Origin of the sequence: Stenotrophomonas sp. GD04145 (assembly GCF_029835135.1) — a bacterium.
Classification (GTDB): domain Bacteria; phylum Pseudomonadota; class Gammaproteobacteria; order Xanthomonadales; family Xanthomonadaceae; genus Stenotrophomonas; species Stenotrophomonas maltophilia_P.
Map to the genome: position 1 here is coordinate 51,917 of NZ_JAODZG010000004.1, position 12,965 is coordinate 64,881.

Here is a 12,965-nt window from a genome sequence, read left to right on the forward strand (position 1 = left end):
CAGGCCTCCAGATACAGCGAAGCCACGCATGGCGTGGCTCGGCTGGGGTGCGTGCGGCCGCCGTCGATGCGGCCGCATGCGGGATGGATCAGGCGCGACGCTCCATCATGAGCTTCTTGATCTCGGCAATCGCCAGCGCCGGGTTCAGGCCCTTCGGGCAGGTGCGGGCGCAGTTCATGATGGTGTGGCAGCGGTACAGCTTGAACGGATCTTCCAGATCGTCCAGGCGCGCACCGGTGTCCTCATCGCGCGAGTCGATGATCCAGCGGTAGGCCTGCAGCAGGATCGCCGGCCCCAGGTAACGCTCGCCGTTCCACCAGTAGCTCGGGCAGCTGGTCGAGCAGCAGGCACACAGGATGCACTCGTACAGGCCATCGAGCTTCTTGCGGTCTTCCGGCGACTGCAGGCGCTCGCGATCCGGCGGCGCCGGGGTCTGCGTGCGGATCCACGGCTTGATCGAGGCGTACTGCGCGTAGAAGTGGGTCAGATCCGGCACCAGATCCTTGACCACGTTCATGTGCGGCAGCGGGTAGATCGGCACTTCCTTCTTGCCGCAGTCCGCGATGGCGCGGGTGCAGGCCAGCGTGTTGGTGCCGTCGATGTTCATCGCGCACGAACCGCAGATGCCTTCGCGGCAGGAGCGACGGAAGGTCAGGGTCGGGTCGATCTCGTTCTTGATCTTGATCAGCGCGTCCAGGACCATCGGGCCGCAGGCGTCCAGATCGACCTCATAGGTATCGGTGCGCGGATTGCTGTCGTCGTCCGGACTCCAGCGGTAGATCTTGAAGGTACGCACGTTCTTGCCGCCGTTCTTGACGGGGAAGTGCTGGCCCTTCGTGATCTTGGAATTCTTGGGGAGTGAAAACTCGGCCATGGCTGCTCTCGTTGGCTCAGGCGGCCCGCGCCCTCAAGGCGCGGATTGCATGGTAGGCGGGGTCGGATCAGTACACGCGCGGCTTCGGCGGCACCACGGACACGTCATCGGTCAACGTGTACATGTGCACCGGACGGTAGTCGAAGCTGCACTTGCCCTTCTCGTCGACGCTGACCAGGGTGTGCTTCTGCCAGTTGACGTCGTCGCGGTCCGGGAAGTCCTCGTGCGCATGCGCGCCGCGGCTTTCCTTGCGCTGTTCGGCCGAGTTGATCGTCGCCACCGCGTTGAGCAGCAGGTTGTTCAGCTCGTAGGTCTCGATCAGGTCCGAGTTCCACACCAGCGAACGGTCCGAGACCTTCACGTCCTGGAACGAATCGAAGATCTTGTCCATCTTCTCGCAGCCTTCCTTCAGCGTCTGGCTGGTGCGGAAGACGGCCGCGTCGGCCTGCATGGTGCGCTGCATGCGGTCGCGGATGACGGAGGTCGGGGTATCGCCGTTGGCGTGGCGCAGCTTGTCCAGCAGGCCCAGCGCCTTGTCGCAGGCATCGGCCGGCAGCGGCTTGTGCGCCGCGCCCGGCTTGATGGTCTCGGCACAGCGGTTGGCCACCGCGCGGCCGAACACCACCAGATCCAGCAGCGAGTTGGAGCCCAGGCGGTTGGCGCCGTGCACGGACACGCAGGCGGCTTCGCCGATGGCGTACAGGCCCGGCACCACGGCATCGGGGTTGTCGCCGACCTTGCGCACCACTTCACCGTGGTAGTTGGTCGGGATGCCACCCATGTTGTAGTGCACGGTCGGGATGACCGGGATCGGCTGCTTGTGCACGTCGACGCCGGCGAAGATGCGGGCGCTCTCGGCGATGCCCGGCAGCTTGTCATCGATCACGCCCGGGCCCAGGTGGGTCAGGTCGAGCAGGATGTGATCCTTGTGCTCGCCGACACCGCGGCCTTCGCGGATCTCGATGGTCATCGAACGGCTGACCACGTCGCGCGATGCCAGATCCTTGTAATGCGGTGCATAGCGCTCCATGAAGCGCTCGCCGCTGCTGTTGCGCAGGATGCCACCTTCACCGCGGACACCCTCGGTGATCAGGCAGCCGGCGCCGTAGATGCCGGTCGGGTGGAACTGCACGAACTCCATGTCCTGCATGGCGATGCCGGCACGCATGGCCAGGCCGCCACCGTCGCCGGTGCAGGTATGCGCGGAAGTTGCGCTGAAATAGGCTCGGCCGTAGCCGCCGGTGGCCAGTACCACGCCCTGGGCGCGGAACAGGTGCAGCGTGCCGTCGGACATGTCCAGGGCCAGCACGCCGCGGCAGACGCCTTCGTCGTCGAAGATCAGGTCGAGCGCGAAGTACTCGATCATGAAGCGCGCGTCGTGCTTCAGCGACTGCTGGTACAGCGTATGCAGCATCGCGTGGCCGGTACGGTCGGCCGCCGCGCAGGTGCGCTGCGCCGCCGGGCCTTCGCCGTACTTGGTGGTCATGCCACCGAACGGGCGCTGGTAGATCTTGCCTTCGGCGGTACGCGAGAACGGCACGCCGTAGTGCTCGAGCTCGATGATGGCCGGAATGGCCTCACGGCACATGTACTCGATGGCGTCCTGGTCGCCCAGCCAGTCCGACCCCTTGATGGTGTCGAAGAAGTGGTAACGCCAGTCGTCCTCACCCATGTTGCCGAGCGCGGCGGAGATACCGCCTTGGGCGGCGACGGTGTGCGAACGGGTCGGGAAGACCTTGGTCAGGCACACGGTCTGCAGGCCCTTGGCGGCCAGGCCGAACGTGGCACGCAGGCCGGCGCCGCCGGCGCCCACCACGACCATGTCGTACTTGTGTTCGGTGATCTTGTAAGCGGACATCTAGTCTGGATTCCTGTGTAGGTGCCTGGGCTCAGGCAACGCCGAGGGCGATGCGGCCCACCGCGAACACACTGACGATCATGCCGAGCACGGCAACGAACTTCACCGCGGTCTGCAGCACCAGGGCCAGCAGCGATTCGTGGATGTAATCTTCCAGCACGACCTGCATGCCGAGCTGTGCGTGCCAGAACATGGCGATCAGCAGGCCGATCAGCGGCACCGCGTTCCACGGCTTGGCGATGGCAGCAGTGGCGGTCGCGTAGTCGGAACCCAGCAGGCCCAGCACGAAGACCAGGAACCAGATCCCCAGCACAACCAGGGCGGCGGCGGTCAGACGCTGGTGCACGAAGTGCTCGGTGCCGGTCTTGGCCGAACCCAGACCACGCACGTTCTTAAGCGGAGTACGGAACTTGCTCACGCGGCACCTCCAAACATCACGTAGGCCCACACCAGCAGGGTGATCACCAGGCTGCCGATGACCGACAGCCAGCTGCTGCGGATGAAGGCGGGGATGCTGAAGCCGATGGCGAAGTCCTGCACCACATGGCGGATGCCATTGCACAGGTGATAGGCGAACGACCATGTCCACGCGAACAGGAACACGCGGCCATACCAGGCCCCGGCATGGCCGGTGAAGCAGTTCCACGAATCGGGCCCCATCATCAGGGCCAGCAGGCCCGCAGCGATGATGAGGGCACCAACAGACAGAAAGACGCCAGTGGCTCGATGCAGGATCGAGGTGGCCATCTGAATCTGCCAGCGATACACCTGAAGGTGCGGGGAAAGTGGGCGTTGTCTGGTCGCCATTCGCTGGGCTCGTTGTCTCGGCTGGGCGGCACGCGGCCGCGTTGGCTCAATGCTGATCAGAAATCGATGCAGCGTCCGTTTTTCTCCCAATCGCCATACCGCACCGGATCGAGTCCGCCGCGGCCGCCGAATTCCTCTGCCTTTTCCTGTTCCACGGGCACGGGTGCCGCAGGGACCAGCGGGGCTTCAGTTTCGTCGTCGGGAGTGGGGGTTGTTTGGCCTATCATGGTCGGTCTCGCAACGCACAAATTTTAGACCTCGTTCACGTGCCTGACAACCTGCCCCCTGCTTTCGTCGGATATCCACGCCTTCCGGGCCACCAGCTGGTGAGCCTGCAGGGCGTGGACGCAGCTGCCTTCGCCCATGCCCAGTTCAGCAGCGATGTCCTCGCTCTGCCCCAGCAGCACTGGCAGTGGAGCGCCTGGCTGAGTGCCAAGGGCCGCACCCTGGCGGTGTTCCAGCTGCTCCGGCTGGCTGAGGATCACGTGATGCTGGTGTTCGCCGATGGCGACGCGGATGCGACTGCGTCGCAACTGCAGCGTTTCGTGTTCCGCCGCAAGGTCAAGGTGCAGCTGCGCGACGATCTGGCCGTGGCCGGCGCGTTCACCGCACCGGAAGCGGCTACCGGCGCGGCGATCGCCGCCAATGCAGGCGGTTGGGAGCTGGACCTGGGCAGCGACGCGCTGCCGCGCGCGCTGCGCATCAGTGCCGCTGACACCTTCCCGGCCGGTGGGCCGGACGACGACGCGGCCTTTGCATTGGCCTGGCGCCAGGCTGACCTGCGGTTTGGCCTGCCCCGGCTGGAGCAGAGCCAGCGCGAGGTGTGGACGCCGCAGCAGTTGGGGCTGGACCGCCTGAACGGCTACAGCGTGAAGAAAGGCTGCTACCCGGGCCAGGAAATCGTCGCCCGCACCCACTTCCTCGGCAAGGCTAAGCGCGCGGTGCAGCTGCTGCACACCCATGCGCCGGCGCACGCCGGTGATGGCGTGCAGCAGGACGGCGCGGCACTGGGCACGATCGCCAGCGTGGCCGGCGATCTCGCGCTGGCGGTGCTGCCACTTGAAACGAGCGACGCCGCGCTGCAGGTCGGCGATGCGCCCGCGCAGCGGATTCCGCTGCTGGATGGCCTGGCGCGCTGAGGCTGCGCCCTACCCACGCAGGGCGTGGATCTGCCGATGACGCCGGGCATGGCCCGGCGCCACCGATTCTTACAGGCGCTCGCCGGTTTCCGCGTTGAAGAAGTGCAGGCCCTGCGGATGGATCGCCACGCGGATGTCCTCACCCACGGCCGGCAGCGCCTGCGGTGCCACCCGCATGGTCAGTGCATGCTGGCCGCTGCTGAGGTTGACGAAGATCTCGTTGCCGACCGGCTCGATGCCCTCGATGCGCGCGGTGAATGCATGCGCGTCATCTCCCGTGGCGGGCTGCAGGTGCTCCGGACGCACGCCGACGTTGATCGGCTTCTGCAGCCACGCGGAGTCGATCGTGGCCTGGCCCAGCGGCGCCCGCCACTCACCCTCGACCACCGTGACACCGCCCGCATCGCCCTGCAACGTCCCGCGCAACACGTTCATCGCCGGGCTGCCGAGGAAACCGGCCACGAACAGGTTGGCCGGGCGGTCATACAGCGCCATCGGCGTATCGATCTGCTGGATGATGCCGTCCTTGAGCACCACGATGCGCTGGCCCAGCGTCATCGCTTCGACCTGGTCGTGCGTCACATAGATCATGGTCGTGCCCAGCTTGCGGTGCAGCTGCGCGATCTCGGTACGCACACTGTGGCGCAGCTTGGCATCGAGATTGGACAGCGGCTCGTCGAGCAGGAACACCGCAGGTTCGCGCACCAGCGCGCGCCCCAGCGCAACACGCTGGCGCTGGCCACCTGACATCGCCTTGGGCAGCTTGTCCATCATCTCGGTCAAACCCAGCGTCTGCGCCGCTTCGGCAATCCGCCTGTCAATGGTGGCCTTGTCGTGGCCACGCAGCTTCAGGCCGAACGCCAGGTTCTCGGCCACGGTCATGTGCGGATACAGCGCATAGCTCTGGAACACCATGGCGATATCGCGATCCTTCGGTGCCACATCGTTGACCACGCGGTCACCGATACTCAGCGTGCCACCGCTGATCTCCTCCAGGCCCGCCACCATCCGCAGCAGGGTCGATTTGCCACAGCCGGAAGGACCGACCAGCACCATCAGTTCGCCATCGGCGACCTCGAAAGTGGCGTCCTTCACCGCAACCTGGCCGTTGTCGTAGACCTTGCGCACACCCTGCAACTGCACTTTTGCCATATCACCTGATCCGGTCTGCCCGACGCCGGGCTGTCTTTTGGGACTGCCTCGGCCCTCCCGATGGCAGCAATGATTGCGCGACTGCCGCATGACGGCGAGCACTGCAATCGAATACAGTTGCCCATTCTGCCATGTAAACGTTTTCACGTGGCACTATCCGATGGTCGGTGCGCACCGACCTGCGTCGGCGGACAATGGAACGTTCGCCGGTGCGGTGGTTTCGAATGGAACGGCCTGCCGGTATCCCCTGCAGATCGCGTTCCGCGAACCTCGGACAGGCAGTTGCGCGGATGTCCCCCGAACCCAGCCATGAAGCGATTGACAACGATGTCACCCGGATCTGAAACTCGAGCGATGCACGACACCCTCTTCCTGTTCGGTGCCACAGGTGATCTGGCCCAGCGCTACCTGTTCCCTTCGCTGCTGCGCCTGCTTGGCGATGGTCTGCTGCCGGAGGATTTCCGCATCCGTGCGCTGGCCCTGTCCGGCCATGACACCGAGGCCTTCCATGACATCCTGCGTCCGCGCCTGCAGCAGGCCATGCCGATGGCCTCGCAGGACGACATCGCCGCGCTGCTGCGCCGCATCGACTACCGTTCGGTGGACCTGCGCGATGTCGACTCGGTCGCCGCCGCCGTCTCCGACCTGGTGGACCGCCGGTGCGTGAGCTACCTGGCCATTCCGCCGGGCCTGTACATCTCCACCTGCGAAGGCCTGGCCAAGGGGGGCGCCCTCGCCGCACCGGCCCGGCTGATGCTGGAGAAGCCGATCGGCAGCGACAGCGAAAGTGCCGAAGAGATCATCAGCACCATCGGCCAGTGGATCGACGAAGACCGCGTGTTCCGCCTGGATCACTATCTGGGCAAGGCTGCGGTGCAGAACCTGATCGCCCTGCGCTTCGGCAACACCCTGCTGGAGGCGGTGTGGAACCGCAACTACATCGAGTCGGTGCACATCCTGGTCGCAGAGAGCGAAGGCGTGGACGGCCGCGACGCGTACTACGCACGCTCCGGCGCCCTGCGTGACATGGTGCAGAGCCATATCCTGCAGCTGCTGTGCCTGGTGGCGATGGAACCGCCGGCGTCGCTCGAAGCCGACCGCATCCGCGACGAGAAGGTCAAGGTGCTGCGCGCCCTGCGCCCCCTCGACGCCCAGCATGCGGCCCGCGACAGCGTGCGCGGCCGCTATACCGCCGGCACCATCAACGGCCAGCCGGCACAGGCCTACCAGCCGCCGGAAGGCAGCGACGTGGAAACCTTTGCCGGCGTCACCGCGCACATCGACAACTGGCGCTGGTCCGGCGTTCCCTTCCATCTGGTCACCGGCAAGCGCCTGCCCGAGCGCACCACCCGCGTGGTGGTGACCCTCAAGCCGGTCACCCATTGGCTGTTCGAGCGCCCGCAGCGCGCGCAGGCCGCACCCAATCGCCTGGTGTTCCAGCTGCAGCCGCAGGAAAACATCGAGCTGGGCCTGATGAGCAGCCTGGCCGGTCCGGAATGGGGCGCGCTGGAACTGCATCCGCTGGAACTGGAGCTGTCGGTGCCGACGGGACTGCACCGCCGCATCGCTTACGAGCGCCTTTTCCTGGACGCCTTCAACGGCAACCATGCGCTGTTCGTGCGCGACGACGAAGTGCGCGCCGCCTGGGCGTGGATCGACAGCGTCGCCGATGCCTGGAAGGCAGCCGGCCTGCCGCTCCAGCCTTACCCTGCTGGCCAGTGGGGTCCGGCGGATGCCAGCGACTTCCTGCCACAGGGCGTGGATGCGCCGGACACCGGAGCTTCGGCATGAGTGGCAGCTCGCAGCCGGTTCTGGTCGCCGACATCGGCGGCACCAATGCCCGCTTCGCACTGGCCGACACTTCGCTGGATGCGCCCCTGCAGAAGGACAGCATCCGCGAGTTCGCAGTCGCCGAGTTCCCGTCGCTGGGCGATGCCGCCCGCCACTACCTTGAGCAGGCCGGGGCCACCGCGCGCCGCGGCGTGTTTGCCGTGGCCGGCCGCGTCGATGGCGACGAGGCACGCATCACCAACCATCCGTGGGTGATCTCGCGCAGCCGCACCGCAGCGATGCTCGGCTTCGACGAGCTGCACCTGATCAACGACTTCGCCGCACAGGCGATGGCCGTCGCCCTGCTGCAACCGCAGGATGTGGTGCAGATCGGCGGTGCGCACTGGACGCCGGCCGCGCCGGGCCAGCCACGCAACTACGGAGTGATCGGCCCCGGCACGGGCCTCGGCGTCGGTGGCCTGGTGGTGCGCCACGGCCGCAGCTACCCGCTGGAAACCGAAGGCGGTCACGTCAGCTTCCCGCCGGGCACGCCGGAAGAAGTGCGGATCCTGGAGATCCTGTCCGAGCAGTTCGGCCGGGTGTCCAACGAGCGTCTCATCTGCGGTCCCGGCCTGGTCAACATCCATCGTGCGGTCTGTGAGATGGCCGGTGTCGATCCGGGCCATCTGCAGCCGGCCGACGTCACCGCCCGTGCCGCCCTCGGCGATCCGCAGGCGATGCGCACCGTGGATGTGTTCTGCGCAGTGTTCGGCGCCATCGCCGGCGACCTGGTGCTGATCCAGGGTGCCTGGGATGGCGTGTTCCTGACCGGCGGCCTGGTGCCCAAAATGCTGGATTCGCTGCAGCACTCCGGCTTCCGCCAGCGCTTCGAGCACAAGGGCCGGTTTTCCTCGATCATGGCGCGGGTGCCTTCGCTGGCGATCATGCACCCCTGCCCCGGCCTGCTGGGCGCCGCCGCCTATGCAGCCGATGCCGAACGTGACGCTCCGGGAGTTGCTGCATGAGCCCTGTCTTCCAGGACGACCGCATCGATTTTGTCAGTCACGGCGATGCCGACGGCTGGATCGAAGCGGTGGCCACCGAAATGGCACAGACCATCAACCGTGACATCAACGAAGTCGGCCGCGCACGCATCCTGCTGTCCGGTGGCACCACGCCGGCGCCGGTGTACCAGGCGCTGGCAGAAATGGAAGTGCACTGGGACCGCGTGGAAGTGAGCCTGGCCGATGAGCGCTGGCTGTCGCCGCAGGATCGCGACAGCAATGCCTGGCTGGTACGCGAGCACCTGCTCAAGCGCGCCGAAGGTGCACATTTCGACCCGCTGGTGCGCATCGGCAAGCCGCTGCCGGAATGCGTGTACACCGCCAATCTGCAGGCACAGCACAGTCAGCCGCCCAGCCTGGTCGCGCTCGGCATGGGCAATGATGGCCACACGGCCTCGTTGTTCCCCGGCTCGAAGGACCTGGCCCGCGCGCTGGAAAGCCCCCTGCCCTATGCCGCACTGGATGCGACCGGCTGCCCGGGCGCCAACCAGTGGCCGCTGCGGATCACGCTGACCCCGCACGGCCTGCGCCAGTGCCGCCAGCGCCTGCTGCTGCTGCGCGGCAAGCAGAAGCTGCAGGTGCTGCGGCAGGCGCTGGACAGCAACAATGCCCAGCAGTACCCGATCCTCAACGCAATCCACCTGGAAGGCGCGCGCCTGCGCGTCCACTGGGCAGATTGATGTCGGTGGCGGCATATCGCCGCCGCCCACCTCTCGCCACCTCGAACGCCGGTAGCCAATGAGCCTCCATCCGCAACTGCAAGCCATCACCGACCGCGTCATCCGTCGCAGCGCTGCCTCGCGCGCGGCCTACCTGGCCGCTGTCGACGCCGCCCTGCGCGAAGGCCCCTTCCGCAGCCGCCTGAGCTGCGGCAATCTCGCCCATGGTTTCGCTGCCTGCGGCGGCACCGACAAGAGCCGCCTGCGCGGCGGGGTGACGCCGAACCTGGGCATCATCACCGCCTATAACGACATGTTGTCGGCCCACCAGCCGTTCGAGACCTATCCGGAGCAGATCCGCGGGATCGCCCGTGAACTGGGCGCCACCGCGCAGGTGGCCGGCGGTGTGCCGGCGATGTGCGACGGCGTCACCCAGGGCCGCGGCGGCATGGAACTGTCGCTGTTCTCGCGCGATGTGATCGCGCAGGCCACCGCGATCGGCCTCAGCCATGACATGTTCGATACCACGGTCTACCTTGGCGTGTGCGACAAGATCGTGCCCGGCCTGCTGATCGGCGCGCTCGCGTTCGGCCACCTGCCGGCGGTGTTCATTCCGGCCGGCCCGATGACACCGGGCATTCCGAACAAGCAGAAGGCCGAGGTGCGCGAACGCTATGCGGCCGGCGAAGCCACCCGCGAAGAACTGCTGGAGGCCGAGTCGGCCTCCTACCATGGCGCAGGCACCTGCACCTTCTACGGTACCGCCAACTCCAACCAGGTACTGCTGGAAGCGATGGGCGTGCAGCTGCCAGGCGCATCCTTCGTCAACCCGGGCACTGCGCTGCGCGATGCGCTCACCCGCGAGGCCACCGAGCGTGCGCTGGAGATCACCGCGCTGGGCGAGGATTTCCGTCCGCTCGGCCGGATCATCGACGAGCGCGCGATCATCAACGCCGTCATCGCCCTGATGGCCACCGGCGGCTCGACCAACCACACCATCCACTGGATCGCGGTCGCACGTGCCGCCGGCATCGTGCTGACCTGGGACGACTTCGACGAGCTGTCGCAGCTGATTCCCCTGCTGGCCCGCGTCTATCCGAACGGCGACGCCGACGTGAACCGCTTCGCGGCGGCCGGCGGCCCGGCTTTCGTGTTCGGCGAATTGATCAGGGCCGGGCTGATGCACGGCGACCTGGTCAGTGTGGCGCGCGGCGGCATGGCCGATTACGCCCGCGAACCGCAGCTGCGTGACGGCACCCTGGTCTATCTGCCCGGGCTGGAGCGCAGTGCCGACGAGGAGGTGGTGCGCGGCGTCGACGCTCCGTTCGAGAGCCAGGGTGGCCTGCGCCTGCTGCGCGGCAACCTGGGCCGGTCGTTGATCAAACTGTCGGCGGTGAAGCCGCAATATCGTTCGATCGAAGCACCGGCCGTTGTCGTTGATGCGCCCCAGGTGCTCAACAAGCTGCATGCTGCCGGGCTGCTTCCCCAGGATTTCGTGGCGGTGGTGCGCTACCAGGGCCCGCGCGCGAACGGCATGCCGGAGCTGCATTCGCTGGCGCCGCTGCTGGGCCTTCTGCAGAATCAGGGCCGACGCGTTGCGCTGGTCACCGATGGCCGGTTGTCCGGGGCGTCGGGCAAGATCCCGGCAGCGATCCATGTCACGCCGGAAGCCGCGCGTGGGGGTCCGCTGGCGAAAGTCCGCGAGGGCGACATCATCCGCCTGGATGGCGAGGCGGGCACGCTGGACGTCCTGGTGGACGCTGCGGAATGGGCAGCACGCACTCAGGCCCCGAACACCGCGCCCGCGGCGAATGATCTGGGCCGCAACCTGTTCGCGATCAACCGTCGTGTGGTCGGGCCGGCCGATCAGGGGGCCATTTCGATTTCGTGCGGGCCGGCAGCGGCCGATGGCGGGCCGTGGGATTACGACGCCGAGTACGAACTGGGACACGATGCGGCGGCGGCGGCAGCGCCGCATGAGGCGAAGGACGCCTGAGGGTTGAAGAGCGCTGCGGGTGTGTTGCGGCGGCGAGTGTGCTGGTGGCGGCGTCACACTTTCCGGCGCATCAACGCCGCGAAGTGATCACTGAAAATCAAATTCGGAAGCAAAGGCAGAAGCAGAGCTATGGGTATCGAACAACATCAGCTGAAGGCGGCGGAGCTGTTGCATGCGGCGGGCATCCTGCCGGTGGTGACGATTCATACGCTGGACCAGGCCCGTGCGGTGAGTGCGGCGCTGCTGGAAGGCGGTCTGCCGGCGATCGAGCTGACGTTGCGCACGCCGGTGGCGATGGAGGCGTTGGCCATGCTCAAGCGCGAACTGCCGGACGTGGTGGTGGGTGCCGGTACGGTGCTGACCGTTGAGCAGATGCAGCAGTCGATTGATGCCGGCGCAGACTTCCTGGTGACCCCGGGTACGCCGCCCGCGCTGGCCGATGCGCTGGCCGCTGCGCCGCTGCCGGTGGTGCCCGGTGCGGCGACGCCGACCGAGCTGCTGTCGCTGCATGCGCGCGGATTCCGGGTGTGCAAGCTGTTCCCGGCCACGGCGGTCGGCGGCCTGGCGATGATCAAGGGCGTGGCCGGTCCAATTGCCGATCTGAAGCTGTGCCCGACCGGCGGCATCACGGAAAACACCGCCGCCGAGTACCTCGAGCAGAAGAACGTCGTCTGCATCGGTGGCTCATGGATGGTGCCCGGCAACTGGATTGCGGACGGCGACTGGGACAAGGTGCGCGCCAGCGCCATGCAGGCGGCGGCCATCGTCAAGCGCGTGCGCGGCACCTGAGCGCCCGATGGGTGAGCGCGGGGCCGACGCTTGGCCCCGCGACCGCGGGCCGGAACTGGAAGACAGATTCCGGGCGCGCGACGCACCTCAGCCGTTGGCTGAAACCCTCACAGCGGCCGTGCCGGATCCACCAGCCCGTACTGGCTGGCCATGCGCGCCAGCGCGATGTTGTCATGGATACCCATCTTCTCGAACAGGCGTGCCTTGTGCGTGTTGACGGTCTTGGCGCTGAGGCTGAGGCGGCGCGCGATGTCTTCCTGGCGCAATCCCTGGGTCAGCAGCAGCGCCACTTCCAGCTCGCGCGGAGACAGGGTGTCGAACGGCGAACCATTCCCCTCCACCGTCGACAGCGCCAGATTCTGCGCGATGCTGGTGCCCAGGTAGCGGCGCCCGCCTGCCACGTCGCGCACCGCGCGCAGCAGTTCCTGGGCGTCGCAGCCCTTGCCGATGTACCCGGCCGCGCCGGCTTCCAGCAGCCGCTTCGGCAGCGGGCCATCCTCCAGGACGGACACGATCACCACGCGCGTGCTGCGATGGCCGCGCACGATGCGCTCGGTCACTTCCATGCCGCTGACACCCGGCAGGTGCAGGTCGCACAGCACCACGTCCGGCTGCAGCTGGCGGATCTCGCGCAGCGCGTCCTCGCCGGTCTCGGCCTCGCCCACCACCTCGATGTCGGTCTCACCCGACAGGATCATCTTCATCCCGGTGCGGACCAGTGCGTGGTCGTCCACCAGGTAGACTCGAATCGTCATTCACGTACCTCTTCGAATGCGGCCATTGCGGGTCAAGCTAGGCAGGGTGCCGAACCCTCGCAAGCGCGGTCGAAGTGCATACCGGGCAAGAGTGCCGGGTTG

At 67.0% G+C, this 12,965-nt stretch carries 13 protein-coding genes; 6 read left to right on the forward strand and 7 right to left on the reverse strand.

From position 1 onward, the window contains the following. Positions 1–88: 88 nt before the first annotated feature. From N7367_RS03390 to N7367_RS03410, 5 genes are all read right to left on the reverse strand, one after another. A complete protein-coding gene (locus N7367_RS03390; protein WP_053517298.1) occupies positions 89–874 on the reverse strand; it encodes a succinate dehydrogenase iron-sulfur subunit in 786 nt (261 codons plus the stop codon). Positions 875–941: 67 nt separating this feature from the next. After that, complete coding sequence (gene sdhA, locus N7367_RS03395; protein ID WP_053517296.1) at positions 942–2,732, reverse strand: succinate dehydrogenase flavoprotein subunit; 1,791 nt, start codon at positions 2,730–2,732, stop codon at positions 942–944. 31 nt (positions 2,733–2,763) lie between these two features. Continuing rightward, on the reverse strand, positions 2,764–3,150 hold the full coding sequence (gene sdhD, locus N7367_RS03400) for a succinate dehydrogenase, hydrophobic membrane anchor protein (RefSeq protein WP_053517295.1): 387 nt from the start codon (positions 3,148–3,150) through the stop codon (positions 2,764–2,766). Continuing rightward, positions 3,147–3,539 carry a succinate dehydrogenase, cytochrome b556 subunit gene (gene sdhC / locus N7367_RS03405; protein ID WP_004153151.1) on the reverse strand — a complete coding sequence of 131 codons (393 nt, stop codon included), beginning with the start codon at positions 3,537–3,539 and terminating at the stop codon, positions 3,147–3,149. The genes sdhD and sdhC overlap by 4 nt, the downstream gene beginning before the upstream one ends. 56 nt (positions 3,540–3,595) lie before the next feature. Next, the gene (locus N7367_RS03410; RefSeq protein WP_074901279.1) at positions 3,596–3,766 is read right to left on the reverse strand and encodes a DUF1674 domain-containing protein; all 171 of its coding nucleotides are present in this window, start codon (positions 3,764–3,766) and stop codon (positions 3,596–3,598) included. Positions 3,767–3,805: 39 nt separating this feature from the next. Between N7367_RS03410 and N7367_RS03415 the strand changes: the two genes are divergently transcribed. Next, complete coding sequence (locus tag N7367_RS03415; RefSeq protein WP_279941737.1) at positions 3,806–4,678, forward strand: folate-binding protein; 873 nt, start codon at positions 3,806–3,808, stop codon at positions 4,676–4,678. 69 nt (positions 4,679–4,747) lie between these two features. Here the strand turns inward: N7367_RS03415 and ugpC are convergent, their stop codons facing one another. Beyond that, positions 4,748–5,830 (reverse strand): sn-glycerol-3-phosphate ABC transporter ATP-binding protein UgpC, encoded by a 1,083-nt coding sequence (gene ugpC / locus N7367_RS03420; protein WP_053517292.1) that lies wholly within the window; start codon positions 5,828–5,830, stop codon positions 4,748–4,750. A 354-nt stretch (positions 5,831–6,184) separates the two neighbouring features. Between ugpC and zwf the strand changes: the two genes are divergently transcribed. The 5 genes from zwf (at position 6,185) to eda (ending at position 12,108) form a co-directional block, all read left to right on the forward strand. Next, a complete protein-coding gene (zwf, locus tag N7367_RS03425) occupies positions 6,185–7,621 on the forward strand; it encodes a glucose-6-phosphate dehydrogenase (RefSeq protein ID WP_065174952.1) in 1,437 nt (478 codons plus the stop codon). Then, the gene (glk, locus tag N7367_RS03430) at positions 7,618–8,625 is read left to right on the forward strand and encodes a glucokinase (RefSeq protein WP_065181280.1); all 1,008 of its coding nucleotides are present in this window, start codon (positions 7,618–7,620) and stop codon (positions 8,623–8,625) included. Before zwf ends, glk begins: the two co-directional genes overlap by 4 nt. After that, positions 8,622–9,344: a 6-phosphogluconolactonase gene (pgl, locus tag N7367_RS03435; RefSeq protein ID WP_053517289.1), complete on the forward strand. Its 723-nt coding sequence runs from the start codon at positions 8,622–8,624 to the stop codon at positions 9,342–9,344. Before glk ends, pgl begins: the two co-directional genes overlap by 4 nt. A 58-nt stretch (positions 9,345–9,402) precedes the next feature. After that, complete coding sequence (gene edd / locus N7367_RS03440) at positions 9,403–11,319, forward strand: phosphogluconate dehydratase (RefSeq protein WP_065174951.1); 1,917 nt, start codon at positions 9,403–9,405, stop codon at positions 11,317–11,319. Positions 11,320–11,448: 129 nt separating this feature from the next. After that, a complete protein-coding gene (eda, locus tag N7367_RS03445; protein ID WP_128989062.1) occupies positions 11,449–12,108 on the forward strand; it encodes a bifunctional 4-hydroxy-2-oxoglutarate aldolase/2-dehydro-3-deoxy-phosphogluconate aldolase in 660 nt (219 codons plus the stop codon). 107 nt (positions 12,109–12,215) lie between these two features. Here the strand turns inward: eda and N7367_RS03450 are convergent, their stop codons facing one another. After that, complete coding sequence (locus N7367_RS03450) at positions 12,216–12,863, reverse strand: response regulator (protein ID WP_065174949.1); 648 nt, start codon at positions 12,861–12,863, stop codon at positions 12,216–12,218. Between the last annotated feature and the right edge of the window lie 102 nt (positions 12,864–12,965).